Origin of the sequence: Pseudomonas sp. SK2 (assembly GCF_016772395.1) — a bacterium.
Lineage (GTDB): Bacteria > Pseudomonadota > Gammaproteobacteria > Pseudomonadales > Pseudomonadaceae > Aquipseudomonas > Aquipseudomonas taiwanensis.
Genome location: NZ_CP061944.1, coordinates 2,409,409 through 2,433,975, shown reverse-complemented (window position 1 = coordinate 2,433,975; position 24,567 = coordinate 2,409,409). Strand labels below are relative to the sequence as shown.

Sequence of the window (24,567 nt, the reverse complement as noted above, 5' to 3'; positions counted from 1 at the left end):
GTACCCCATGCCTGAGATCCTCGGCCACAACTTCATCGCCGGCCAGCGCAGCGCCACAGGTTCGCAGCGCCTGCAGAGCCTGGACGCCACCACCGGCGAAGCCCTGCCTTTCAGCTTCATGCAGGCCACCGAAAGCGAAGTCGACCAAGCCGCCAAGGCCGCTGCCGCGGCATTCCCCGAATTCCGCCAGTCGAGCCCGGCCCGCCGCGCCGAGTTCCTCGACGCCATTGCCGCCGAACTGGATGAACTCGATGACGCCTTCGTCGCCATCGTCTGCCGTGAAACTGCCCTGCCCGCCGCACGCATCCAGGGTGAGCGCGGTCGTACCAGCGGCCAGATGCGCCTGTTCGCGCAGCTGCTGCGCCGTGGCGACTTCCTTGGCGCGCGCATCGATCTGGCCCTGCCAGAGCGCCAACCGCTGCCCCGCGTCGACCTGCGCCAGATGCGCATCGGTGTAGGCCCGGTCGCCGTCTTCGGTGCCAGCAACTTCCCGCTGGCCTTCTCCACCGCCGGCGGCGACACCGCCGCTGCATTCGCCGCAGGCTGCCCGGTAGTGTTCAAGGCCCACAGCGGCCACATGGCAACCGCCGACATGGTCGCCACCGCGATCATCCGGGCCGCCGAGCGTACCGGCATGCCCAAAGGCGTGTTCAACATGGTCTTTGGTGGCGGGGTCGGTGAGTGGTTGGTCAAGCACCCGGCTATCCAGGCGGTCGGTTTCACCGGTTCGCTCAAAGGTGGCGATGCCCTGTGCCGCATGGCCGCCGAACGCCCTCAGCCGATTCCAGTGTTCGCCGAGATGTCCAGCATCAACCCGGTCATCATCCTGCCGGGCGCCCTGGCCAGGCGTGGCGACGCCATCGCCCGTGAACTGGCGGGATCCGTATGCCTTGGCGCCGGCCAGTTCTGCACCAATCCGGGCCTGGTGATAGGGCTGCAGTCGGCGCCATTCAGCCAGCTACTCGCCGACCTTGGCCGACACCTGGAGCAGCAAGCCGGCCAGACCATGCTCAACGCGGGCGGCCTGCGCAGCTATGTGGACGGCCTGAAGCATTTGCATGCCCACGCTGGCATCGAACACCTGGCCGGCCAGCCGCAGGAAGGCGGCCAGGCCCGCGCACAGTTGTTCAAGGCGGACACCCGCCTGCTGGTCGAGTCCGACCCGCTGCTGCAGGAGGAGGTGTTCGGCCCGACCACGGTAGCCGTGCAAGCCAAGGACAATGCCGAATTACGCGCTGCCCTACTAGGCCTGCGCGGGCAACTGACGGCTACCCTGATCGGCGAGCCTGAAGACTTCGAAGCCTTCGCCTGGCTGGTGCCCTTGCTTGAAGAAAAAGTCGGCCGCATTCTGGTCAACGGCTATCCGACCGGCGTGGAAGTGTGCGATGCGATGGTGCATGGCGGGCCGTACCCGGCAACGTCCGATGCCCGTGGCACCTCGGTCGGCACCCTGGCCATCGATCGCTTCCTGCGCCCGGTGTGCTACCAGAACTACCCGCAGACGCTGCTGCCCGAGGCGCTGCGTGACAGCAATCCGCTTGGGCTGCGTCGGCTGGTGAATGGGCAATGGAGCGATGGGGCGATCTAAGTGGCCTGATGCAAGAACGCCCTGCTGATGCGGGGCGTTTTTGGCTGTTCGGCGTTAGAGTTGCGCCGTCCGGTAGATCGAGCGCCGCCCGCGCGGCGCACCGCAAGCAAGGCTCGCTCCTACGTCTGTTTCGGGCCAATTATTCCTGTGAGAGTTGCGCGCGACCACTTTGGTGCTGGGCGCAATTGAGCCGTACAAACGAGGCGGTCGCGCACGTCTATTGCTGGGGTTACTGGCCCGAAACAAACGTAGGAGCGAGCCTTGCTTGCGATGCGCCGCGCGGGCGGCGCTCGATCTCACACACACCAACCCACTCCAACCCTGCCCTAAAAACCTCAGCCCTCTTGCGCCTCAGCCTCCTCATGCGCCTGGCGCAACCGCTCGCGGCTATTGCTCAAATGCATGCGCATGGCCATCTTCGCCCCCTCGCTATCGCGCCGGGCAATCGCTTCATAGATCGCTTCATGCTCGTGGCTCAGCCGGCTCATGTAATGGGCCTGGTCGTCACGCGCCAGGCGCGCCGAATTCAGCCGGGTGCGCGGGATAATGCTGGTGCCCAGGTGGTTGATGATATCGGCGAAGTAATGGTTGCCGCTGGCCTGGGCGATGCGCAGGTGAAACTGGAAGTCCGCCGACACCGCATCGAAGGCATGGGCAACACCTTCGTTGAGCTCGTCCAGCGCAGCACGCATGCCGGCCAGTTCCTCGTCGCTGCGCCGCTGCGCCGCAAGGCCTGCCGACTCGATCTCCAGAGCGATGCGCAATTCCAGCACCGCCAGCACTTCACGCAGCGTGACCACGGTCGCCGGGTCGATGCGAAAACCGCTAGAGGCCGGAGCGTCCAGCACGAAAGTGCCGATACCATGGCGAGTCTCGACCTGACCGGCTGCCTGCAGCCGCGAGATCGCTTCACGCACGACCGTGCGGCTCACGCCTTCCTCGGCCATGATCTGCGATTCGGTCGGCAACTTGTCGCCACGCTTGAGCTGGCCGCTGCGAATGCGCTCGGTCAGCACCGTAACCAGTTCCTGGGCCAGACTGCGCGGCTTGCGCCGGGTTCTTGCCTGTACCTGTTGCTCTGTCATGCCCTGTATTTCACCTTGAAAGACAGCCGTCATGATAGCGCAAGCAGTTGTACGATCACATACACCCCGCCCGGTATTTATTACCGTGCCGCACCGCCCCCCACTTGAACTGGCGATTGGTGGTCGCATTGCCCCCACCTGCCAGCAAACTGCTGGCCCCCAGCCCTTCGCAGGCGAGGCAAACTCCCTTCTCCTTCAGAAGCTTAGGACAGCAACATGCGGGTATTTCTAGCAACCATGGCCGGCTGCCTGTTGGCCACGATCGCCTTCGGCGTCCAAGCCAGGACGTTGAGCCAGAATGATCGCCACGTCTGCGCGTGGGGTTCGCAGATCGCCGCCGAGGCTCAGCAGGCCAAGCTCTCCGGGGTTACGCTGTACGCCACCCGCAAGAAGCTGCAGGTACGTAAATTCCCCAAACCATGGATGCGCATGACCGCATTCGGCATCACCGAGCAGACCTACAACAGCCGCTCGCGACTCAAGCCGGCGGCTATCAAGCAGACGTATTACGAGCAGTGCGTGCAGCATGCGGTCGCCAAGAGATAATTTCTTATTTATCAAAATGTTATGGCTAAATATTGATGAATAATCTAGCTGGCGATCCATTACATCCAGAAGTATTTTCCTTTTTTGATCAATAACTTAATTGCACAAAATGAATCAAAATCGAGAAAATAGGCCACCCTGTCACCGCAATCAGCTGCATGTTTATCATTGCCGCACGCAGTGAAGTAAGGGTCAGCCTGGGTAGATTGGCTGGCAACGCACCTCTGTCCTCACCGAGTTGGCGATGAAGCACTCTTCATGAGCAAGATGGTGCAAGCGCTCCAACTGCTCCCGAGTCGGCTGGCGCTCGCCCGAGAACGCCACCCGGGGGCGCAGGGTCACAAGGGTCATCGCCGTGCGCCCCGCTTCATTGCGATCCATCACGCCGACAGCATCGTCCACGTACTGCTCGACGCAGAAACGCTGCTTGGCCGCAAGCGACAGAAACCACAGCATGTGACAACTGGACAGCGATGCGACGAAGGCTTCTTCGGGGTCGACCGCCGAAGCATCGGACAGCGGCAACGGCACCACATGGGGCGACGAGGAACCCACTACCTCGACACCGCCATCGAAACGCCACAGGTGCCTGCGGCTGTACTGGTTACCGAGGAAATCCTGCCCCTCACGGGCCCAGGCTACTTGTGCCGTGTATTGCGCCACGCAAACCTCCTTGTCCAGATCATCATTAGAATTCAGCAGCCGGTGAGCGCCACGGGACCACGCTCACCGGCAAAGAACCACGGACGCAGGCACACACCGATCACGTTGCCGGCATAGGCCGCCAGCAACCACAACCAACCGTGCACGCTGCCCGAGGCGATGCCGCTGAAATAAGCGCCAATGTTGCAACCGTAAGCCAAGCGTGAACCATAACCCAGCATCAAGCCGCCGACCATGGCAGCGATCAACGATGGCAGGGGAATCTTCAGGCTAGGTGCGAAACGGCCTGCCAGCCCCGCGGCGAGCAAAGCCCCCAGAACGATACCCAGGTCCATGACCGTGGTGATGTCCTGCCACAGTGGCGCCGCCAGCGCCTTGGCGTTGGCTGGCATCTGCCAGAACGCCCAACTGCTCACGTCCACCCCCAGGCCGTTCAGAGTCTTGGCGCCCCACAGGGCGAACGCCGAGGTGATCCCCCAAGGTCGCCCCGCCAGGGCCAGGGTGGCGTAGTTCAGCAAGGCCAGGGCGATAGCGCCCCACAAGAGCGGCCACGGGCCACGCACAAAGCGTTGCAAGCCTTGGTGTTCGCGGGCAACCGGCGCTTGCAGGGTTGCATGCCGACGCTTTTCAAGCACCACGGTCGTCCAGGCAATCAGGCCGAACAGCGCCAGGCTCACCAGCAAAGCGGGTCCGACACCCCAAACCTGAACGATCGAAGTGGCCGGAAACGATGGCAGCGCAAACCACCAATCAGCGTGATGGGTCGCCGACACCGAACCGATGATGAAGAACAACAGGGTCACCAGCATTCGCGCGTTGCCACCGCCGACGGTGAACAACGTCCCGGAAGCGCAACCACCGCCCAACTGCATGCCGATGCCGAAGATGAACGCGCCGAACACCACCGAGACCCCTGCCGGAGCCACCAGTCCGCTTACCGGGTTACCCAACAGGCTACCCGCCGACAGCGCCGGAAAGAACAGCAGTACCGCCAGCGCCAGCATGACCATCTGGGCCCGCAGACCGGCGCCACGGCGCTCGTTGATGAACACTCGCCAGGCCGAGGTGAAGCCGAACGCTGCGTGGTAGAGCGTCAGGCCCAAGGCCGCGCCGACAAGCAGCAGCAACACCTGCTTGAAACCGGCATTGCGGTTGAGAAACCAGGCCCCGGCCAGCAACAAGGCCAGGGCGATCGAGGGGGCGCCCAAGCGGCGCGGTTCGGGTGTGGCGGCAGAGGAAAGACCCATCACAATACTCGGATTTCAATGAAACGGGCGCCGAGTATAACGCCCTGGGTCTTCGAAAACCGCTCAGCCGGCGAGTACGAGCGTTATGCGGGGACGGCGCCTCATCCCGTCGCTAGCGTGACGTCTCCACGCGCAATACTTCGGTGTAGATGGCATCGACCGTCTGCCCGACCTTGAGGTTCTTCATCCGGGCCTGAAGGTCAGGGTTCTCGACCTTGACCACCTGTAACTTGCCCTCAGGCGGCAGCAGGCTTACCTCATGGTTCTTAAGGTCGACTTTCTGGATCTGTGACGTCACCCTGACCTGGCGGAACGCTTCGCCCCCTGGGTTGGGGTTGTCGGCAGTGGCACGGAGGGTGCCAGACTCATCGCTCATCTTTGGCGCCCCACCTACATGGGTGTTGAGCACGTAGGCCACCGCGCGGGTGACATAGATGTCGACGGTGTCACCGACCTTCAGGTTGGGCAACGCCTTGGCCTTCTCGGTCAACTGAAAGGTTACATCCTTGTCGTTAGGCCCTTTAACCGTCACCTGACGCTTTTCCAGGTCGATGGCCTGCACCTGGGTGGTGACATGACTTTCCAGCGCCTCACTTCCAATCGGTACGTCCGCCGCCTGGGCGAGGAGGCTGACAGTGGTCAGCATCGAAGCAAGGGCAACGGCGCGAGCCAGGGAGCTAATGGGTTTCATAGGCAGCTTCCATGTGATTCAGAGCGAATGAGTGGGGAAATCCTTACGCGCAGACAAGCATAGCCACTGCGCACCAACCCGCCGCCCCCGTTAGCAGCGGGCGCCATTTTTGGATCCCAAAAGCCATTACAAAATTATTAGGGAATGATTAACCTTTACACTTGCTTTACATTTGTTAACCATTACCATTCGCGACTTCAAAACAACAACTGAGTCGCCCTTCATGGCAAAACTGTCTGCTGCTCCTGCCTCATTGTCAGTACTCGGCTTGCTGGTCGCCCCCACCGCTCATGCCGACACCCAGGAGGCCCTTGCCCTCCCCGCAACTTCCGTTACCAGCGCCTACGAGCAGCAAAGCTACAAGGCCAGCGAAAGCAAAAGCGCGCTGAAGATCGATGCGCCGCTGCGCGACATTCCACAGACCGTGAACGTCGTTCCAGAGAGCGTGATCAAGGACCAGGGCGCTCAGTCCATGGCGGACGTGCTCAAGAACGTGCCCGGCGTCGGCCTGTCCAACGGCGATGGTCAGCGCGACCAGGTCACCATCCGCGGCTTCAGCGCCATCGGCGACATGTACATCGACGGTGTTCGGGACGACGCCCTGTACTTTCGCGACCTGTCCAACATCGAGCGGGTCGAAGTCATCAAAGGTCCTGCCGCCGTGCTCTACGGCCGTGGCTCCTCGGGCGGCCTGATCAACAGCATCAGCAAGAAACCTGGCTTTGCGCCCAAGCGCGAGGTCGGCGTCAGTTTCGACAGTGAAGGCAAGCGCCGCACCCAGTTCGACACCGGCTGGGCTGACCAGCGAAGCAACCAGGCCTACCGCGTCACTGGCGCCTTCGAAGACAGCGACACCTTCCGCGACGATGGCTACATCGACCGCAAGGCCATCGCCCCGTCGGCTTACTTCAGGCTGTCCGACGACCTGGAGCTGAACCTGGGTGCTACCTACTTGTACGACAAGCGCCTGATCGACTTCGGTATCCCCGCCCTGGGCAACCGTCCAGTGGATGTCGATCGCGACAAGCGCTTCGGCTCAGGCGATGCCGACCAGGACTACGCCCGCAGCGAGGTATTCTCGTTCACCGCCAGCCTCGACTACCGCATCAACGACGACTTCACCCTGACCAACACCAGCCGCTTCTACCGCTACGACCTGGACCGCAACAACACGCTGGCCGACAGCAGCCCTACCCGCTTCGTCACCGCGCCCAACGGCGAGTTGCTCGTCAAGCTCAACCGCGGCAACGTGGCGCGTGACGAGTACGGCGTGTTCAACCAGACCGAGCTCAAGCAGCAGGCACAATTGCTTGGCATGCAGCACAACCTGCTGTACGGCGTGGAAGTGGGCATGCAGGACAAGCACCAGCGGGTCTTCAGCCAGAACAACGTGGCCCAGGTACCGGTGTATCGCGACGGGCTGGTACCGGTACCAGAGCATGCGGCCAACCTGTCGTCCAAGGGCACCAACTATCAGCAGACCACAGGCCTGTACGTGCAGGACCTGGTCGAGCTGAGCGAGCACTGGAAAGCCCTGGTCGGCGTGCGCTATGACATCTTCGGCCAAGAGTACGACGACGACCGTCGCCAGAATGTCGACCTCGACCGCACCGACAAGACCTGGAGCCCGCGTGCCGGCCTGGTGTATCAACCTGACGCGATCCAGTCGTACTACGTTTCGGTGAGCCGCAGTTACCAGCCGTCTGGTGAAGTGTTCGCGGTCAGCCCGAGCAACCAGCACCTGGAACCTGAAGAGACCACCAACTACGAGCTGGGCGCCAAGTGGGACCTGCTGGACAACCGTCTTTCGCTGACGGCGGCGATCTTCCGCCTCGAACGCACCAACATGAAGACGGCGGACCCAGCCAACCCGAACCTCACCATACTGGCCGGCGAACAACGCACCGACGGCTTCGAAGCCACCGTCAGCGGCCAGTTGACCGACAAGTGGCAGATTTACGCAGGCTACGCCTACCTGGATGCGGAAATCACCAAGTCCAACAGCAAGACCAACGGGGTGTCCAACGAAGGCCAGACGCCCACGCTGACCCCTCGCAACAGCGCCAACCTGTGGCTGGTGCGCACCCTCACCCCGCAATGGCGGGTGGCTGCAGGCGCCAACTACGTCGACGAGCGCTACACCGCGCTGGATAACAAGGTGGTGATGCCTGGCTACACCACCTTCGATGCGGCGCTGCTGTACAGCGTGCCGCAGTGGGACATGGCCTTGCGCCTGAAGAACCTGTTCGACCGCGACTACTATGCCTCCGCGCACGGCTCGGTCGACCTGATAACCCCAGGTGCGCCGCGCACCCTGGAAGCCAGCCTGAACTACCGTTTCTGACCCTACGCGCCTGCTGTGGAAGCGGCCTCGTGCCGCGAAAGTGCCACAAAAGTGGCCCCAGACTTCAGCCTCGATGGATGAAGCGCTGGGGCGACCCTGCGGCCCTTTCGCGGCTCGACTACATTTGCTGTACCCCCCAGGAAAGAGGGACCGTCGGGTTCACCGCTTGGCCGGAATGACATATCCTGACGCGCATTCACCAACCGGACCGTAGCGTTCACCGAGCTTGGGGCATGTCATGAATGCGCACCCTCTACGGCACTGCAACTACCTGTTCGCCAGTGCTCTGATCGCCATCAGTCTGGCCATGACGGCCGGGTGTTCCAACAAAACCAGCAAGGCCCGTTACGCCATGGCGACAACGGGCTCCAAATGCTACGCAAAAGCACTGCCCAGCAGCGGCGAAGGCGGCCTGGCCTGGGGCAACACGTTGAGCATCGCCCAGCAAAAATCACTGAACAACTGCATCCGTTATGCCAGCAGGTCCGGGGGCACCCCGGACACGTGCCAGGTGGTCCTGGCCAAGTGCAAGAACTGACGGGTACCCGGGCCGCGACAACCCGGTTCAGCGCCGCACGATCACGACCTCAAGGTACTCGCTGGGCACCACCAGCGACGCACCGCCGATGTTGTTTTCATTGAGCAGCTCCGTCAGGTCATCCTCCAGCGCCCTCGCCGCTTCCGGCTCCAGCGCGGCAAAGGCTTTGTGCACCGGGCCGTACCAGGTACGGAAGACATCGATGAAATGCGAAGCCGAACGATAACGGAAATTGAACAGCTCATGGCTGACCGTCATCGAGCCGATCTCACCACTGAACATTTCCCTCAACTGCGGCTCGTCCCCCCAGCGCGACGGTGGTAACGCCCCGGCAGGTGGCGGGACATGTCGTCCCAAGGTCTTGAACATTTGCCCAACGAAGCCCTGGGGCGTCCAGTTGGCCATGCCGATACGCCCACCAGAACGGCAAACCCTGGCCAGCTCGCGGGCCGCTTGCGCCTGGTTGGGGGCGAACATCACGCCGAACGTTGAGATCACGGCATCGAAGGCACCGTTTCGAAATGGCAAGTCCTCGGCGTCCGCCACCTGGAAGTCCACGCTCAGGTGTTCTGCACGGGCGCGTTCCTCGCCGCGCTTGAGCAGCGCGGGTACATAATCGGTAGACGTCACCTTGCACCCGCGCCGCGCGGCAGCCAGTGTGGCGTTACCGTTACCGGCCGCGACATCCAGCACCTGCTCGTCCCAGCGCAAGTCGCAGGCTTCGGCCAGGCGCTCACCGACAATCTGCAGGGTGGTTCCGATCACGGCATAATCGCCGCTGGCCCAGGCGGCCTGCTGGCGGGTCTTCAACGCATTGAAATCCAGGGATGTGCTCATGGTCCACGCCTACTGTGTAGTGCTCGACCGGACGACTTTGCGGCGGTCGATGCGCCTTGAGTCAGAAAGAATTGAGACCCGCTGAGGGCCATTCACCAGCTAAACCCCACATTCGCTGCGCGGCAAGCAGCACCTGGCTGAATGGCAAGAACGGTTCATTACAACGATGCATCTGTTTAGATGCCCGTTGCAGGGGCTTGCGCTTGCCGAACGTCCCGCTAAGGTTGGCTTCAGGACATCGCAGCCTGGAAAACAAAATCCGTCATGCTAATTGCCCCACCACCCCTCAACGAAGCTGCCCGACTGTGCTTCCTGGACAGCCTGAATATCCTCGACACGCCGGCAGAGGAAAACTTCGACCGCATCACACGGCTGGTCAGCCGCCTGCTCGACGTGCCAATGGCGCTGGTTTCGCTGGTGGACATGAACCGCCAATGGTTCAAGTCACGCCACGGCCTCGATGCGCAACAGACCTCGCGGGATGTCGCTTTCTGCGCCCATGCCCTGCACGCCGATGACATCCTGGTGATCGCCGACGCCAAAACCGACCCACGCTTCGCGGATAACCCGCTGGTGGTCGGTGCCCCGTTCATCCGCTCCTACGCTGGCGTGCCACTGCGCTTTGCCGGCGGGCTGACCGTCGGCACGCTGTGTGCGCTGGACACCCGTCCGAGGCAACTCGGCGAGCAAGACCTGGAGCACCTGCGCGACCTGGCCCGGATCGTCGAGCGTGAGTTGCTGCACCGCAGCCTGGCCATCGACGCGCGGATCGTCGATGAAGCCGAACGCAGCGCCCTGGTGTCCTCGGCCGAGCGCTTCCGCGCGGTCTTCCAGGAGGGCCCTTCGAGCAAGGCAATCATCAGCCTGGAAGGCCGTATCTACGAGCCCAATCGGGAGTTCTGCCAATTGCTGGGCCTGCCGCCCGAGGCATTGGTGCTGCAAACCCTACTGCAGCAAGTGCATGCCGAGGATCGCGAACTGTACACCGCCCTGGTCCATCGCCTGCTGACCGGTGAGCAGGACAACGCCATGCAGACCTTGCGCTTGCACAGCCATGCTCGTGGCGTGGTGTGGGTGGAACTGAGCATGTCGGCGCTGCGCGATGAGCACGGTCTGCCCGCGCAACTGGTGGCTTCGGTGCGCGATATCACCGAGTTGCGCCGCACCCAATCACGCCTGCAGCAATACCAGGCCTCGCTGGAACAACAAGTGGCCCAGCGCACCGAAGATCTGCAGCGCAGCCAGACCACGCTGCAGGCCATCGCCGACAACCTGCCGGTGTTGATCGCACACATCGACACGGCGCTCAGGTACCGTTTCAACAATGCCTTGTACAAGGAAATCTTCGGCCTGGACCCCGCTCACCTGAAGGGGCGCAAGGTCGCCGAAGTGCTGCCAGAGCATGTCTACGAACACCTGCTCCCATACTTTGGCAAGGCGCTGGCCGGCGAGCGCGTGGAGGCCGACGATGTCCGCTACAACCCGGCCGACCCGCGCATCTGGCACACCAGCTATGTACCCGACGTGCGCCAGGGCAAGGTTGAAGGTTTCTTCGTGATGTCGCTGGATGTGACCGAACGCAAGAAACGCGAAAAATCGCTCTTGGACCAGGCGACCCTCGATCCGCTGACCGGCCTGCCCAATCGTGCGGTGCTGCAGCACGAGCTGACCTACGCGCTGCGCCAGCAGACTGCCTTCGCCCTGTACTTCATCGACCTGGACGGTTTCAAGAAGGTCAACGACGAATGCGGCCATGAAACCGGCGACCTCCTGCTGCAGGCGGCCGCCAGTCGGATGCTGGCGGTCATGCGGGCCGATGATGTGGTTGCCCGTCTGGCTGGAGACGAATTCATCGTCATTGCCCAGTCCGTGGCCAACCAGGCCGCTGCCCGGGATATCGGACGCAAGCTCTGCGACACCCTGGCCAGCCCGTTCCGCCTGGCCGATACGCAGGTCACCATCGGTGCCAGTATTGGCATCTACGTGCGCGGTGCTGGGGGCGGTAGCCACACCCCGGAAGAGGTATTGGCGCGCGCGGACAAGGCGATGTACGAAGCCAAGCGGCTCGGACGCAACCGTTGCAACGTCGCGCCCGACTGACCCTTACTGGGCGGCCTTGGCCCGTGCCGCGTGCAGCTTCTTGTAGCTTTCGATCAAACGCAAGTGGCGGTCGAGGCCTTCGAGCTTCATGCTGGTCGGGGTCAGCCCATGGAAGCGCACGCTGCCGTCCACCGAACCCAGCACCGCGTCCATGCGCGGGTTGCCGAACATGCGACGGAAGTTGACTTCGTAATCCGCCATTTCCAGCTCATCGTCCAGCACGACCTCCAGCACCACGTTCAAGGCCTGGTAGAACAGGCCGCGCTCGACGGTGTTGTCGTTGAACTGCAGGAAGGCCTCCACCAGCTCCTTGGCGTCTTCGAAACGCTGCAAGGCCAGGCAGATCAGCAACTTGAGCTCAAGGATGGTCAACTGGCCCCACACGGTGTTTTCGTCGAACTCGACGCCGATCAGGGTGGTGATGGTGGTGTAGTCATCCACCTCGCAGTTGTCCAGGCGCTTGAGCAGCGCCCGCAGCGCACGGTTGTCGAGGCTGTGCAGGTTGAGGATGTCGGCGCGGAACGCCAGGGCACGGTTGGTGTTGTCCCAGATCAGGTCTTCGACCGGGTAGATCTCCGAGTAGCCCGGCACCAGGATGCGGCAGGCATTGGCGCCGAGGTCATCGTACACCGCCATGTACACTTCCTTGCCCATGTCTTCGAGAATACCGAACAGGGTCTGGGCTTCCTGGACGTTCGAATCCTCGCCGTGCCCGGAGAAGTCCCACTCGACGAACTCGAAATCGGCCTTGGCACTGAAGAAGCGCCACGACACCACGCCGCTGGAGTCGATGAAGTGTTCGACGAAGTTGTTCGGCTCGGTCAGGGCATGGCTTTCGAAGGTTGGCTGCGGCAAGTCGTTCAGCCCTTCGAAACTGCGGCCCTGCAGCAATTCGGTGAGGCTGCGTTCCAGTGCCACTTCGAAGCTCGGGTGGGCGCCGAACGAGGCGAATACGCCACCGGTGCGCGGGTTCATCAGGGTCACGCACATCACCGGGAACTCACCGCCTAGCGACGCATCCTTGACCAGCACCGGGAAGCCTTGCTCTTCCAGCCCCTGGATTCCGGCCAGGATGCCTGGGTACTTGGCCAGCACTTCCTGCGGCACATCCGGCAGCGCCAGTTCGCCTTCGAGGATTTCGCGCTTGACCGCCCGCTCGAAGATCTCGGACAGGCACTGCACCTGGGCTTCGGCCAGGGTATTGCCCGCGCTCATGCCATTGCTAAGGAACAGGTTCTCGATCAGGTTGGACGGGAAATAGACCACTTCACCGTCCGACTGGCGCACGAATGGCAGCGAGCAAATACCGCGCTCGGTATTGCCCGAGTTGGTGTCGTAAAGGTGCGAGCCGCGCAACTCGCCATCGGCGTTGTAGATGTCCAGGCAATACGCGTCGAGGATCTCCACCGGCAGCGCATCCTTTGGCCCTGGCTTGAACCAGCGCTCATTGGGGTAGTGCACGAACGGCGCATTGGCGATTTCCTCGCCCCAGAACTGGTCGTTGTAGAAGAAGTTGCAGTTCAGCCGCTCGATGAACTCGCCCAGCGCCGAAGCCAGCGCAGCCTCCTTGGTCGCACCCTTGCCGTTGGTGAAGCACATCGGCGACTGTGCGTCACGCACATGCAGCGACCACACGTTGGGCACGATGTTGCGCCACGACGCGATCTCGATCTTCATGCCCAACCCCGCCAGGATCGACGACATGTTGGCGATGGTCTGCTCCAGAGGCAGGTCCTTGCCGGCGATGTAAGTGGTGGTGTCGGCCACCGGCATCAGCAGGCCCTGGGCATCGGCGTCGAGGTTGTCGACTTCCTCGATGATGAACTGCGGACCGGTCTGCACCACCTTCTTGACCGTGCAGCGGTCGATGGAGCGCAGGATGCCCTGACGGTCCTTCTCGGAAATGTCCTCGGGCAGCTCGACCTGGATCTTGAAGATCTGGTTGTAGCGGTTCTCCGGGTCGACGATGTTGTTCTGCGAAAGACGGATGTGCTCGGTGGGGATATTGCGTGTCTGGCAGTACAACTTCACGAAGTAAGCCGCGCACAAGGCCGACGACGCCAGGAAGTAGTCGAACGGCCCCGGCGCCGAGCCATCGCCTTTATAGCGGATCGGCTGGTCGGCGATTACCGTGAAGTCGTCGAACTTGGCTTCAAGACGTAGGTTGTCGAGAAAATTGACCTTGATTTCCATGCGGGATTACCGTGATTTAAGCGTGCAAAACGAAATTGGCCGGCATTATCCGGGTTTTCGACCCGGAAGTCCTGTTTGTCTGCACCGGCATCATCGTTGCTGGCTTGCGCATTTCACCGAATTACTTGCCTGATCCTCCTGACCTGCACCCCGCACCAGACCAGCGGTCACCCTCCTGTGCTAGCGTTTCTGGGTCAGGGAACAGTGTATTCCCAGCCCACCCAGAACATGCGACAGCAACCGATGATCAGCAGGTGAACCATGGAACTACGGATCAACCAGAAGACCTATCAGGTCGAGACCGATGCGGACACGCCCTTGCTGTGGGTGATCCGTGACGACCTGGGCCTGACCGGCACCAAGTACGGCTGCGGCCTGGCCCAATGTGGCGCCTGCTCGGTGCTGGTGGACGGCAATGTGGTGCGCGCCTGCGTGACGCCGGTGGCAGGCGTGGTCGGCCGCGAGGTGACCACCATCGAGGCCATCGAAACCGACGAGGTGGGCAAACGCGTGGTGGCTGCCTGGGTCGAGCACCAGGTGGCTCAGTGCGGCTACTGCCAGTCCGGCCAGGTGATGGCTGCCACGGCTCTGCTCAAGCACACCCCGAAACCCAGTGACGAGCAGATCGATGCGGCAATGGTCAACCTGTGCCGCTGCGGCACCTACAACGCCATCCATGCGGCGGTGCATGCGCTGGCCGAAGGGGGTAAGGCGTAATGAAACCTCGGATCGACACCCCTGAAGACCTGCTGAAGCTAACGGCGGGTGAAACGGTCAACCTGTCGCGCCGACGCTTCCTGGCCAGCAGCGCGGTAGGCGCGCTGGTCCTGGGCTTCGGCTTGCCACTGGGCTCGGCCCGGATCCAGGCCGCAACCGCTGCCCCCGAAGCGCGCGGCACCCAGGTTCCGGCATTTCTGGAAATCCGCCCGGACAGCACCGTGCGCCTGCTGTGCCCATTCATGGAAGGCGGCCAGGGCATCTACACCGCCATGGCGCAGATCGTCGGCGAAGAACTGGATGCCGACCCCGCCACCTTCGTGCTCGACAGTGCACCGCCCGGCGAAACCTATGTGGTGATGGAAAACGGCATGCGCATTACCGGTGGCAGCATGTCGGTGCGCATGAGCTACCCGACCATGCGCCGCCTCGGCGCCCTGGCCCGGGCCATGCTCCTGCAGGCCGCCGCTCAACAGCTGGGCGTGCCGGTCGGCGAGCTGTCCACCGAGCCTGGCAAAGTCGTCCATGCCGCATCTGGCCGTTCGCTGGCCTACGGTGAGCTGGCAGGGCGCGCCATGGACCTGCCGGTGCCGGACCCTGCCAGCATCAAGCTGCGCGACCCCAGTCAGTTCCGTTGGATCGGCAAACCGGTGCGCCGGGTCGATGCCTATGACAAGTCCACCGGCAAGGCGCTGTATACCATCGATATCAAGGTCGACGACATGCTCCACGCCGCCGTGCAACATGCGCCACGCTTGGGCATGACCGTCGGCAACCTGCGCAACGAGGACCAGGTCAAGGCCATGAAAGGCGTGCATTCGGTGCACCGCCTGCCTGGCGCCGTTGCGGTGGTGGCCGAGCGCTGGTGGCACGCCAAGCGTGCGGTCGAGGCCCTTCAGGTCGACTGGCAAGAACCTGCCGCCGACTCAAAAGTGCGGGCCATGCCGGCCGACTTCTCCAGCGACGCCTACCGCGACCACCTGGCTGCCCAGCAAGGACCGGCCCGTGATGACGAGGTAGAGGGAGACGTGGCCAAGGTACTGGCCGAAGCCAAGACCACGGTCGAGGCCACCTACCACAACCAGTACCTGAACCATGCCCAATTGGAGCCGCCGTCGGCCATCGCACGCTTCAACCCGGATGGCTCGCTGGAAGTCTGGCTACCCAACCAGGCGCCGGACATGTTCCGCGACGACATCGCCAAGCGCACCGGCCTGGACCCGGCACGCATCACCCTGCACTCACCGCTGCTGGGTGGCTTCTTCGGGCGACACTTCCTGTACGACTCGGCCAACCCCTACCCACAGGCCATCGCGCTGGCCAAGGCGGTCGGCCGACCGGTCAAGCTCATCTGGAGTCGCGAGGAAGAGTTCCTGCGCGACGTGCATCGGCCCATGGCGGTGGTCAAGTTTCGCGCCGCGCTGGATGCCGAGGGCCTGCCAGTCGCCATCGAGGCCGTCAGTGCCACCGAGGGTCCAACCGAGGCGCTGGCCGGCAAGCAGGGCGAGAAGATCGACCCTACCGCGCTGGAAGGGCTGTCCGGCAAGGCCTATGCCATTGCCAACAAGCGCATTGCGCAGATCTATGTGAAAGGTCCGGTGATGCTTGGCTACTGGCGCTCGGTGGGCAATTCGCTGAACGATTTCTTCTACGAGGCATTTCTCGACGAATTGGCCGACAAAGGCGGCAAGGACCCGTTCGAACTGCGCCTGCAGTTGCTCAAAGGTAACCCACGGCTGACCCAACTGCTGCAGGCTGTCGGTGAGCTTTCCGGCGGCTGGAAGCGCGGCCCGTTCACCGCCGAAGATGGCAGCAAGCGCGCCCGTGGCGTGGCCATGGCCTCTCCGTTCGGCTCCGAGGCAGCGGTCATCGCCGAGGTCTCCATCGAGAATGGCCAGGTCAAGGTGCACGACATCTGGCAGGCCATCGACCCTGGTAGCATCGTCAACCCGGCGATCATCGAAGCGCAGGTCAACGGTGCAGTGGCCCTGGGGCTGTCTCAGGCGCTGCTTGAGGAAGCGGTGTACGTCGACGGCAAGCCCAAGGCGCGCAACTACGACTTGTACCCGATCCTGCCACCGTCGCGGATGGCAAACGTGCATGTGCGGATCGTGGAAAGCGGCGCGAAGATGGGCGGCATCGGCGAACCACCACTGCCGGCAGTCGCCCCGGCTGTGGCCAACGCCGTGGCGCGGCTGACCGGCCAGCGCATTCGCAGCATGCCCCTTAGCCGTTACACCTTCAGCTGACCGAGCAAGGATTGCCCATGACCCAAAGCCGTTTCGCAAGCACCGCAGGCTGGCTCGCGCTGCCCTGCCTGGTGGCGGCAGGCCTGCTGGCCTGGTATGTCAGCCGCGAGCCCGCCTCGCCGTTCCAGAACCAGCCCATCACCCAACATGAGCCGTCGCTGATCAGCCGCGGCGAGTACGTGGCCAGGCTCAGCGACTGCGTGGCCTGCCACAGCTTGCCTGGGCAGGCTCCCTTCGCAGGCGGACTGGAAATGGCCACCCCGCTGGGTGCCATCCATGCCACCAACATCACCCCCGACCGCGCTACCGGCATCGGCAACTACAGCCTTGCCGACTTCGACCGCGCCGTGCGCCACGGGGTCGCGCCGGGTGGACGCAGGCTCTACCCGGCCATGCCCTACCCCTCCTACGCCAAGCTCAGTGACGACGATGTGCGTGCGCTGTACGCCTTCTTCATGAAAGGCGTGCAACCGGCCAACCAGCCCAACCTCCCTGGCGAGATTCCCTGGCCGCTGAACCTGCGTTGGCCGATTGCGCTGTGGAACGGGCTGTTCGCCCCCGACATGCCCTATGCGGAAAAACCCGCACAGGATGCCCAGTGGAACCGCGGCGCCTACATCGTCCAGGGTCCGGGCCATTGCGGCAGTTGCCACACCCCACGGGGCCTGGCGTTCAACGAAAAAGCCCTGGACGAGGCTGGCGACACGTTCCTGTCCGGCGCCCTGCTCGATGGCTGGTATGCGCCAAGCCTGCGTGCTGACCCGAACACTGGCCTGGGGCGCTGGAGCGAGGCCGACATCGTGCAGTTCCTCAAGACCGGTCGCAACCAACACACGGTTGTGTTCGGCTCGATGACCGAGGCCTTCAACAACTCCACCCAGTTCATGAATGACCAGGACCTGGCAGCGATCGCCCATTACCTGGCGTCGTTGCCTGGCGACCCGCAACGTGACGGCACGCCGTGGCAGTACCAGGCCGTCGCTGCCGACGCCCAGCCGGACACGCCAGGCGCGCACACCTACATTACCCGCTGCGCCGCCTGCCATGGCCTGGACGGCAAAGGCCAGAAAGAGTGGATGCCACCGCTGGCTGGCGCCACGTCGGCGCTGGCCAAGGAGCAAGCATCGGCAATCAATATCACCCTCAATGGCTCGCAGCGGGTGGTCACGGCCGGGCTGCCGGATGCCTATCGCATGCCGGCGTTCCGCGAACAGCTATCCGACCAGGAGATTGCCGAAGTATTGAGCTATATCCGCACCACCTGGGGCAACCATGGCGGCGCGGTCGATGCCCCGGCAGTGGCCAAGCTGCGCGGGCACACCGACCCAGCCAGTAGCAGCCCGATCATTCTGCATATGCGTTGAACAGGATTGACCGATGGAAAGTATCGACCTGCTGGTCCTACGCACCGCCCGAGACTGGCTGCAAGCCGGCGAGTCCGTGCTGCTTGCCACGGTGGCTCGGACCTGGGGCTCGTCGCCCAGGCCCGTCGGCTCGATGATGGCCCTGCGCAACGACGGTCGAGTGGTTGGCAGCGTTTCCGGTGGCTGTATCGAGGACGACCTCATTCATCGCCACACCACCGCCTATGGCGGCAGCGGAATTGCGCAACGAAGCCCGCAAGTGCTGCGCTACGGCGTCAGCGCCGATGAAGCTCATCGCTTCGGCCTGCCGTGTGGCGGCACCTTGGAACTGATCCTGGAGGCCAACCCAGCATGGCGCAGCCTGGATCAACTTTTGGTCCAGCTCGACGCCGGCAACCTGGTACAGCGCACGCTGGAAGTTGGCACTGGCGAGGCTCGGCTGAACGTTACCGATACGCCGGTCCCGTTCAGCTTCGACGGCCAACGCATGGTCAATACCTTGGGGCCAGGCTACCGCCTGCTGCTGATAGGCGCTGGTGTGCTGGCCGAGTACCTGGCGACCATGGCTTTATTCAATGGCTTCAAGGTGTCGGTCTGTGACCCGCGCCCGGAGTACATGGATGGCTGGAACGTTGCCGGTGTCGAGAAGCTCGTCGGCATGCCGGATGACGTGGTGCGCGCCTACGCCGCCGACATGCGTACCGCCATCGTTGGCCTGAGCCACGACCCCAAGCTCGACGACCTGGCCTTGCTCGAAGCCCTGCGAGGCCCGGCGTTCTATATCGGCGTTATCGGATCGCGGCGCAACAATGAGCTGCGCCGCGCGCGTTTGATCGAACACTTCGGCGAGAGCGAAACCTCGCTGCAGCGCCTGCACGGCCCCATCGGCATCTACATCGGCAGCAAGACCCCGGCCGAAATCGCCGTCAGCGTCATGGCCGAGTTGCTCGCGGCCAAGAATGGCGTGGTACTGCCTGGCACCCTCGATGTCAGCCAGGCCAAGTACGCCCAAGAGGAGGGCGCGTGACGGCGGGCCTGGCGACCTGCGCAGCACTGGTACTGGCGGCTGGGCGGGCAACGCGCTTTGGCAGCGACAAACGCGTCGCCGCCCTGCCCTCGGGCCAGACACTGCTGGCCGAGACACTCAGGCAAGCGCTTGAGCACTTCGACGAAGTGTTGGTGGTGGTGCGCCCGGGGGATGAGCCACAGCGACTGGGCATCGGGCCAGACGCGAAGCTCGTCTACGCCGCGCACGCCGAAAACGGCCTGTCAGCCAGCCTGGCCGCCGGCATCCAAGCGCTGCAGGCGTCGCGGGCCCAGGCGGTGGCGATCATGCTTGGGGACATGCCTTGGGTAACAGCGCACACACTGCGACGCCTGCGCGCCGAGGCCAGCGAAACGCATATCGTGATGCCGTTCCACCAGGACGAGCGCGGCCATCCGGTGCTGTTCGGGCGGGCGTTCTGGCCGGCGCTTGAATGCGTGCAGGGTGACCAGGGTGGTCGGCAGGTCATTCTGGACAACCGGCATGCCTGGCGCAGGGTGGACGTGGAAGATTCCGGCGTCTTGCGGGATGTCGATACCCCGACTGATTTGCTCGGTTAGGGTCAGAAGGGGCCGCGGTGCTGGCCATCGTGGGCCAGCCTCCTTCAGGGTTGCGCCGCGTTCTTCTGTTGTTTTTTCCAGCGCTCGAGGTTTTGCTCAAGCCATTGCGCCGGCAGCGGCCCATCGACGATCGCTTTCATTTTCTGCGCCAGCTGTTGCCGAAGCAGAGGCTGGTTGCACGGCGATTGATGTGACAGCGCCAGATACAGCCCCTCGCTGGCCACCGGTGGCTCCAACACCTTCAGCAGCGGGTCCATGCCCAGCGTACGCGCCAGCGCCATGCCGGGGTATTGCTCGTAGACCACATAGTCGTTGCGCTTGTGCAGCAGTTTCTCGAAGGCTTGCCTGGCGCTGGGCACCGCTTCGAGGTTCAGGTGTGCCTTGGCGTAGTCGTCGAACTGCTGGCCATGGCTGTTGCTGACCAAGGTCCCGCCCTTGAGTCCTTGCAGGTCAGCCCACCCCTGATAGGCAAAGACGCTGTCCTGGCGCACCCAGACCACGCTGGGCGTATGCAGGAACGCCGGCATCACGAAATCCATCACCTGTTGCCGCGCCTGGGTCAGGAAGTAGCCCGCCATGAGGTCGATACGGCCAGTGCGTACTTCCTCCTGCGCCCGGGACCAAGGCCCGGTATACAACACCTGTACCTCCAGGCCCAGGCTTCTGCCCAGGTGCAGGAGCAGGTCGGCATTGGCGCCGATCAGCTGCCGTGGATTGTCCGGGTCACGCCACAGGTAAGGCGGATACTCGGGATTACCTGTTGCAGTGAGATAATGGCAGTCTCGCGCCGCCAGTGCCGTCTTTGGTAGCACCGCCAGGACGCAGACCAGCAGAATCGCCAGGCAAGGACCACGCTCGTCCATGTACGACCCTCGGCACGGTTGGCATTCGACGGCCGGACATGAATGCCATCGCTGCCATGGTTCAATGGCAGCGATGGCATCGCAAGCCGCTCGCATCAGACAGTCTGGACCATCGACGGCCAGCTGCCAGGCCGCTTTTGGCATCACAGGTAAAAGCCACGAGCGGCTACCCGATGAACCATCCAATCGCACAACAGGGCCGATGCCGTGGGCGCGTGCTCCTGTCAGAGATGGCGAGTGATACCGCCATCGACCTTGATGTTCTGCCCGGTGATGTAAGCGGCACCCTCCCCGGCCAGGAAGGCAATGGTCGCTGCAATTTCCTCGCAGGTACCGTAGCGCTTGAGCGGTACGCTGTCGCGGCGCTGCTCGGTGGCGGGCAGACTGTCGATCCAGCCTGGCAAGACATTGTTCATGCGGATGTTATCGCCGGCGTAGGTATCGGCGAAAATCTTGGTGAACGCGGCCAGACCTGCGCGGAACACCGCCGAAGTGGGGAACATGTCGCTGGGCTCGAATGCCCAGGCCGTCGAAATATTGATGATCACTCCACCGCCCTGGCGCTGCATGATAGGCGTGACCAGGCGGGACGGACGGATGGCGTTGAGCAGATAGGTGTCCATACCCAGGTGCCAGTCGGCGTCGGAGATTTCCAGGATCGGCGCGCGCGGGCCGTGACCTGCGCTGTTGACCAGCACGTCGACACGGCCCCATTTTTCCGCCACGGCATCGACCAGGCGCTGGAGATCCTCATTCGACTGATTGCTACCGGTCACGCCGACGCCTCCCAGTGCGTTGGCCAACGCCTCACCTTTGCCCGACGATGAGAGGATGCCGACCTTGAAGCCATCCGCTGCCAGACGCCACGCAGCTGCCGCGCCCATACCACTGCCGCCTGCCGTGATGATCGCTACTTTTTCTATGGACATGTTGCCTCCTCTGGATGGACATCGTGTGAATTGATGTCATCACACTAGCAGCAGAGTCGCCGGTGAGGGAGGCAGCCGAAGTTGGTTCTGGCAGTAGCAAAACTACTGTCTACAGATGAGCCTGACGCAACAGCCAATCCTTGACCACCGCCAAACCTGGCGGTGTACCAGCCTTGCGTGGCCAGACCAGATAGAACGCCTTATCGAGCCGCAACTGCTGGGCAAACACTTGCTCCAGTCGTCCGGCATCGATGTCTCCTTGAACGAACATCTGGCTGGCCAAGGCAATGCCCTGGCCGTTGATGGCAGCTTCGATGGCCAGCGACGTCTGGTTGAACCGCACGTTTTTCGCCGTGCCCTGGGCGTGCTGCGCAAACAACGCACCGGTAAATTCTGGCCAGAAATCATGCGCATCATGCAGCATCACGAAGTCCTGCAATGCCTCGAAGCTGTCGGGGGCCCCCTTGCTGGCCAGCAACCGTGGGCTGGCCACCGCCACGATCCGCTGGTCCATCAGCAACTCGGTATTCAGCCCTGGCCCGAACGGGGGCTGGCCATAGCGCACCGCCAAATCGACACTATCCGTGCTGAAGTGCGAGAGCTTGTCCGTGGCCAGTACGCGCAGGTCGATATCCGGGTAGTCCTCGGCGAAGGCACCCAACCTTGGGATCAGCCACTTCGAGGCAAAGGAGGGGGTGACGCTGACCGTGAGGTGAAGCGGCTGCGGCCTGAGCAGACGGGTCGCCTCGTCGATCATGGACAAGGCGCTGCGCACGCGGCTGGCGTAGGAGCGCCCGGCATCGGTCATGCCTAGCCCTCGCGGCAAGCGCTCGAACAGACGAATCTCCAGGCTGGCTTCCAGCCCGCGAATCTGCTGGGCCACCGCAGCCTGGGTAACACCCAGTTCCTCGGCCGCCAGGCGAAAGTTCAGATGGCGCGCAACCACTTCGAACACCCGTAGGGCGTTCAACGATGGCAGGTTCGGGAAGCCTTCGGGCATAGGGAGCGATGTCTGTTAGTTAAGTAAGGAGCGTGGTCTGCCCCAGGAGCACGGCGGCGCGAGCAGGACAACTGGGACAGCGACTCGAGGAAGCTAGCCTCAAACTGCCGCCAAATAAACCGGCAGCGGAAGAAAAAGTCACGCACAGGTTGATGCGACGCCACCGCTTATCGGGCGGTTACACAAAATATCAGGGCACTGAGTGCTGGGAGTGTGTTGGGCTGACTATGCTGGTGCTTAGCTACCGGCAATTGGCTATTGCACGCTTGCGCATGGAACGTTGTAGCTCGCCACACCTTCTTCAGGCGCTACCCGCGCTGGGGTGGTTGGGCTTATCACGAGGACGATTCAAACATGCAGACCTCGGAACGAACGCCCCCGCTTACCCCTCATTCACTGATATCGCAATGGCCAACCCTGGTCTTGTGGGCATACCTTCTGTCCCCCCTGTTGATACGGGGCATTGCCAACCAGCAGCATGCGAGCATCGACTTGCTGGCCCTCTATAACCTTGCCATCTCCGGGCTTTGGCTGGTGTTGCTGCGGCTCGTTTCGTCCAATCAGTTCAAAGTCCACGCGCTGCTGCTGCCCTTCTACCTGCTGGCCACGATCGACCTGTTCCTGGTACTGAACTTCAACTCCCGGTTGACTGCTGCCTATGTATTCATTGCCCTGACCAATTACAAGGAGGCGAGCGATTTCGCAGCCACCTACTGGAAGCCGGTCGTCTCGGTGCTGGCCATATTCGCCCTGTGCTACGGCCTGGGACTGGCCGGGCTGTACAAACGGCGCTACTACAGAAGCCCGGCCCTCGCCTTGTTGACGGCCTGCACCCTGCTGCTAGGTTACGGCGCCTACTTCTACAAGACAGTCAAACTCAACAGCCTTGGCACAAGTGCAGTCCTGGACCTTGCCGCAAAGGACCAGAGCACGCCGTTCGGCTACCTGTCGCAGATCGGCCTGACCACCTACCTGCACATGCAATCCCAGGAACACATCAGCAAACGTCGCACCGCGAAGATCGACATCATCAGCCAGGCCGACGAAGCGAGTATCGAAACAGTGGTGTTCGTGATCGGCGAATCGTCACGGCCACATAACTGGTCACTCTATGGCTACCACAAACCCACCACGCCGAACCTCGACCGGCAAAAGGGTATCTACAGGCTGGACAACGTGTGCACCACCTCGCCGTATACGTCGGTGGCCGTTCCCGCCATGCTCAGCCTGTCGCCCATTTCCAACTGGGACATGATTGCCTCGACCCAATCACTGGTCGGCATCTACCGAAAAGCGGGCTACGACACCCACTGGCTTTCGGTCCAGGAAGTCGACAGCTTCGGCGGCATCATCCCGCACATCGCCGCGGAAGCGCAGTACCGTCAGTATTTCGAACGCAGTCATGACGGCGCCCTGCTTCCTGCCTACGAAAAAATAGTACGCGACGGCGGCACGCGCAAACAGGCGATCTTCATCCACATCAAGGGCAGCCACTTCGACTACGCCCGGCGCTACCCCGACAACTTCAAGCAATTCAAACCGGCCAGCGGCAGTGCGAAAGACCAGATCACCGCAGACTACGACAACACCATTCTGTACACCGACTGGCTGCTGAACAGCCTCATCACCCAACTGCAGGCCCGTCGACGGCCTGCCCTGCTGGTCTACGCGTCCGACCATGGCGAAAATATCCTGGACGATCACCGCGAGCTGCTGGGTCATGGCATCGGCAATGAATACGACCTGGCGGTCTCTTCGTTCATCTGGGCATCCGACAACCTGCCGGCACCGCTCAACCTCAGGCTCGCAAAACTCAAGGACCGGGCCGACCAACCCATCAGTACCTCTTCGCTACCCCATACGCTGCTTGGTATCACAGGTGTGCTGACCAATGAATACAACAGCGCCCACGACCTGATGACCGATGCGTTTGTACCGTCCAAATGCCCGTACTTGCTTGGCTCAGGGTATGTACCGTCGTTCAAGTTCAGCACCCGCTAGCGATCGG

The 24,567-nt window shown here is 62.7% G+C and carries 20 protein-coding genes; 11 read left to right on the top strand and 9 right to left on the bottom strand.

The features are described from left to right. Window positions 1-7: 7 nt before the first annotated feature. Window positions 8-1,588 carry an aldehyde dehydrogenase (NADP(+)) gene (locus tag IF103_RS10870; protein WP_023380328.1) on the top strand — a complete coding sequence of 527 codons (1,581 nt, stop codon included), beginning with the start codon at window positions 8-10 and terminating at the stop codon, window positions 1,586-1,588. A 335-nt stretch (window positions 1,589-1,923) separates the two neighbouring features. On the opposite strand, the gene IF103_RS10865 is transcribed toward IF103_RS10870, so the two are convergent. Beyond that, window positions 1,924-2,673: a FadR/GntR family transcriptional regulator gene (locus tag IF103_RS10865; protein WP_023380326.1), complete on the bottom strand. Its 750-nt coding sequence runs from the start codon at window positions 2,671-2,673 to the stop codon at window positions 1,924-1,926. 216 nt (window positions 2,674-2,889) lie between these two features. Here IF103_RS10865 and IF103_RS10860 point away from each other — a divergent pair, with 216 nt between their 5' ends. Next, window positions 2,890-3,219, top strand: a complete 330-nt coding sequence (locus IF103_RS10860) for a hypothetical protein (protein WP_027907799.1) — start codon at window positions 2,890-2,892, stop codon at window positions 3,217-3,219. Between the two features lie 192 nt (window positions 3,220-3,411). Here the strand turns inward: IF103_RS10860 and IF103_RS10855 are convergent, their stop codons facing one another. The 3 genes from IF103_RS10855 to IF103_RS10845 form a co-directional block, all read right to left on the bottom strand. Beyond that, window positions 3,412-3,882: an OsmC family protein gene (locus tag IF103_RS10855; RefSeq protein WP_023380324.1), complete on the bottom strand. Its 471-nt coding sequence runs from the start codon at window positions 3,880-3,882 to the stop codon at window positions 3,412-3,414. 32 nt (window positions 3,883-3,914) lie between these two features. Continuing rightward, window positions 3,915-5,129 (bottom strand): YeeE/YedE family protein, encoded by a 1,215-nt coding sequence (locus IF103_RS10850; protein WP_202676102.1) that lies wholly within the window; start codon window positions 5,127-5,129, stop codon window positions 3,915-3,917. A 112-nt stretch (window positions 5,130-5,241) separates the two neighbouring features. Continuing rightward, on the bottom strand, window positions 5,242-5,820 hold the full coding sequence (locus tag IF103_RS10845) for a hypothetical protein (RefSeq protein ID WP_023380322.1): 579 nt from the start codon (window positions 5,818-5,820) through the stop codon (window positions 5,242-5,244). 223 nt (window positions 5,821-6,043) lie between these two features. Here IF103_RS10845 and IF103_RS10840 point away from each other — a divergent pair, with 223 nt between their 5' ends. Both IF103_RS10840 and IF103_RS10835 read left to right on the top strand, forming a co-directional pair. Next, window positions 6,044-8,164 (top strand): TonB-dependent receptor, encoded by a 2,121-nt coding sequence (locus IF103_RS10840; protein WP_104881849.1) that lies wholly within the window; start codon window positions 6,044-6,046, stop codon window positions 8,162-8,164. Window positions 8,165-8,402: 238 nt separating this feature from the next. Further along, complete coding sequence (locus IF103_RS10835) at window positions 8,403-8,702, top strand: hypothetical protein (RefSeq protein WP_023380320.1); 300 nt, start codon at window positions 8,403-8,405, stop codon at window positions 8,700-8,702. A gap of 27 nt (window positions 8,703-8,729) precedes the next feature. On the opposite strand, the gene IF103_RS10830 is transcribed toward IF103_RS10835, so the two are convergent. Further along, window positions 8,730-9,539: a class I SAM-dependent methyltransferase gene (locus tag IF103_RS10830; protein ID WP_023380319.1), complete on the bottom strand. Its 810-nt coding sequence runs from the start codon at window positions 9,537-9,539 to the stop codon at window positions 8,730-8,732. Between the two features lie 264 nt (window positions 9,540-9,803). On the opposite strand from IF103_RS10830, the gene IF103_RS10825 reads away from it, so the two are divergent. Next, window positions 9,804-11,639 carry a bifunctional diguanylate cyclase/phosphodiesterase gene (locus tag IF103_RS10825; protein ID WP_023380318.1) on the top strand — a complete coding sequence of 612 codons (1,836 nt, stop codon included), beginning with the start codon at window positions 9,804-9,806 and terminating at the stop codon, window positions 11,637-11,639. 3 nt (window positions 11,640-11,642) lie between these two features. On the opposite strand, the gene IF103_RS10820 is transcribed toward IF103_RS10825, so the two are convergent. Further along, a complete protein-coding gene (locus tag IF103_RS10820; RefSeq protein WP_023380317.1) occupies window positions 11,643-13,832 on the bottom strand; it encodes an OsmC domain/YcaO domain-containing protein in 2,190 nt (729 codons plus the stop codon). A 261-nt stretch (window positions 13,833-14,093) separates the two neighbouring features. Here IF103_RS10820 and IF103_RS10815 point away from each other — a divergent pair, with 261 nt between their 5' ends. Genes IF103_RS10815 through IF103_RS10795 form a run of 5 tightly spaced genes read left to right on the top strand, consistent with a single transcriptional unit; the run spans window position 14,094 to window position 19,767 of the window. After that, complete coding sequence (locus IF103_RS10815) at window positions 14,094-14,549, top strand: (2Fe-2S)-binding protein (protein WP_023380316.1); 456 nt, start codon at window positions 14,094-14,096, stop codon at window positions 14,547-14,549. Next, a complete protein-coding gene (locus IF103_RS10810) occupies window positions 14,549-16,798 on the top strand; it encodes a xanthine dehydrogenase family protein molybdopterin-binding subunit (protein WP_186599192.1) in 2,250 nt (749 codons plus the stop codon). The genes IF103_RS10815 and IF103_RS10810 overlap by 1 nt, the downstream gene beginning before the upstream one ends. 17 nt (window positions 16,799-16,815) lie before the next feature. Then, window positions 16,816-18,162 carry a c-type cytochrome gene (locus IF103_RS10805; RefSeq protein WP_023380314.1) on the top strand — a complete coding sequence of 449 codons (1,347 nt, stop codon included), beginning with the start codon at window positions 16,816-16,818 and terminating at the stop codon, window positions 18,160-18,162. 13 nt (window positions 18,163-18,175) lie between these two features. Then, complete coding sequence (locus IF103_RS10800) at window positions 18,176-19,189, top strand: XdhC family protein (protein ID WP_023380313.1); 1,014 nt, start codon at window positions 18,176-18,178, stop codon at window positions 19,187-19,189. Then, window positions 19,186-19,767 (top strand): nucleotidyltransferase family protein, encoded by a 582-nt coding sequence (locus tag IF103_RS10795; RefSeq protein WP_027907795.1) that lies wholly within the window; start codon window positions 19,186-19,188, stop codon window positions 19,765-19,767. Before IF103_RS10800 ends, IF103_RS10795 begins: the two co-directional genes overlap by 4 nt. Window positions 19,768-19,811: 44 nt before the next feature. On the opposite strand, the gene IF103_RS10790 is transcribed toward IF103_RS10795, so the two are convergent. The 3 genes from IF103_RS10790 to IF103_RS10780 form a co-directional block, all read right to left on the bottom strand. After that, complete coding sequence (locus IF103_RS10790; protein ID WP_041925654.1) at window positions 19,812-20,630, bottom strand: substrate-binding periplasmic protein; 819 nt, start codon at window positions 20,628-20,630, stop codon at window positions 19,812-19,814. 224 nt (window positions 20,631-20,854) lie between these two features. After that, window positions 20,855-21,559 (bottom strand): SDR family oxidoreductase, encoded by a 705-nt coding sequence (locus IF103_RS10785; RefSeq protein WP_202676101.1) that lies wholly within the window; start codon window positions 21,557-21,559, stop codon window positions 20,855-20,857. 109 nt (window positions 21,560-21,668) lie between these two features. Beyond that, window positions 21,669-22,559 carry a LysR substrate-binding domain-containing protein gene (locus IF103_RS10780; RefSeq protein ID WP_023380309.1) on the bottom strand — a complete coding sequence of 297 codons (891 nt, stop codon included), beginning with the start codon at window positions 22,557-22,559 and terminating at the stop codon, window positions 21,669-21,671. Between the two features lie 423 nt (window positions 22,560-22,982). On the opposite strand from IF103_RS10780, the gene IF103_RS10775 reads away from it, so the two are divergent. Further along, window positions 22,983-24,560, top strand: coding sequence for a phosphoethanolamine transferase (locus IF103_RS10775; protein WP_238546548.1), 1,578 nt, complete (start codon window positions 22,983-22,985; stop codon window positions 24,558-24,560). Window positions 24,561-24,567: the final 7 nt, after the last annotated feature.

Excerpts from the sequence above, each read along its gene's own strand:
- IF103_RS10805 (WP_023380314.1), top strand. The coding sequence starts at position 16,816 with ATGACCCAAAGCCGTTTCGCAAGCACCGCAGGCTGGCTCGCGCTGCCC.
- IF103_RS10800 (WP_023380313.1), top strand. The coding sequence starts at position 18,176 with ATGGAAAGTATCGACCTGCTGGTCCTACGCACCGCCCGAGACTGGCTG.
- IF103_RS10845 (WP_023380322.1), bottom strand. The coding sequence starts at position 5,820 with ATGAAACCCATTAGCTCCCTGGCTCGCGCCGTTGCCCTTGCTTCGATG.
- IF103_RS10815 (WP_023380316.1), top strand. The coding sequence starts at position 14,094 with ATGGAACTACGGATCAACCAGAAGACCTATCAGGTCGAGACCGATGCG.
- IF103_RS10785 (WP_202676101.1), bottom strand. The coding sequence starts at position 21,559 with ATGTCCATAGAAAAAGTAGCGATCATCACGGCAGGCGGCAGTGGTATG.
- IF103_RS10820 (WP_023380317.1), bottom strand. The coding sequence starts at position 13,832 with ATGGAAATCAAGGTCAATTTTCTCGACAACCTACGTCTTGAAGCCAAG.
- IF103_RS10790 (WP_041925654.1), bottom strand. The coding sequence starts at position 20,630 with ATGGACGAGCGTGGTCCTTGCCTGGCGATTCTGCTGGTCTGCGTCCTG.
- IF103_RS10870 (WP_023380328.1), top strand. The coding sequence starts at position 8 with ATGCCTGAGATCCTCGGCCACAACTTCATCGCCGGCCAGCGCAGCGCC.
- IF103_RS10860 (WP_027907799.1), top strand. The coding sequence starts at position 2,890 with ATGCGGGTATTTCTAGCAACCATGGCCGGCTGCCTGTTGGCCACGATC.
- IF103_RS10825 (WP_023380318.1), top strand. The coding sequence starts at position 9,804 with ATGCTAATTGCCCCACCACCCCTCAACGAAGCTGCCCGACTGTGCTTC.
- IF103_RS10780 (WP_023380309.1), bottom strand. The coding sequence starts at position 22,559 with ATGCCCGAAGGCTTCCCGAACCTGCCATCGTTGAACGCCCTACGGGTG.
- IF103_RS10835 (WP_023380320.1), top strand. The coding sequence starts at position 8,403 with ATGAATGCGCACCCTCTACGGCACTGCAACTACCTGTTCGCCAGTGCT.
- IF103_RS10865 (WP_023380326.1), bottom strand. The coding sequence starts at position 2,673 with ATGACAGAGCAACAGGTACAGGCAAGAACCCGGCGCAAGCCGCGCAGT.
- IF103_RS10850 (WP_202676102.1), bottom strand. The coding sequence starts at position 5,129 with ATGGGTCTTTCCTCTGCCGCCACACCCGAACCGCGCCGCTTGGGCGCC.
- IF103_RS10830 (WP_023380319.1), bottom strand. The coding sequence starts at position 9,539 with ATGAGCACATCCCTGGATTTCAATGCGTTGAAGACCCGCCAGCAGGCC.
- IF103_RS10810 (WP_186599192.1), top strand. The coding sequence starts at position 14,549 with ATGAAACCTCGGATCGACACCCCTGAAGACCTGCTGAAGCTAACGGCG.
- IF103_RS10840 (WP_104881849.1), top strand. The coding sequence starts at position 6,044 with ATGGCAAAACTGTCTGCTGCTCCTGCCTCATTGTCAGTACTCGGCTTG.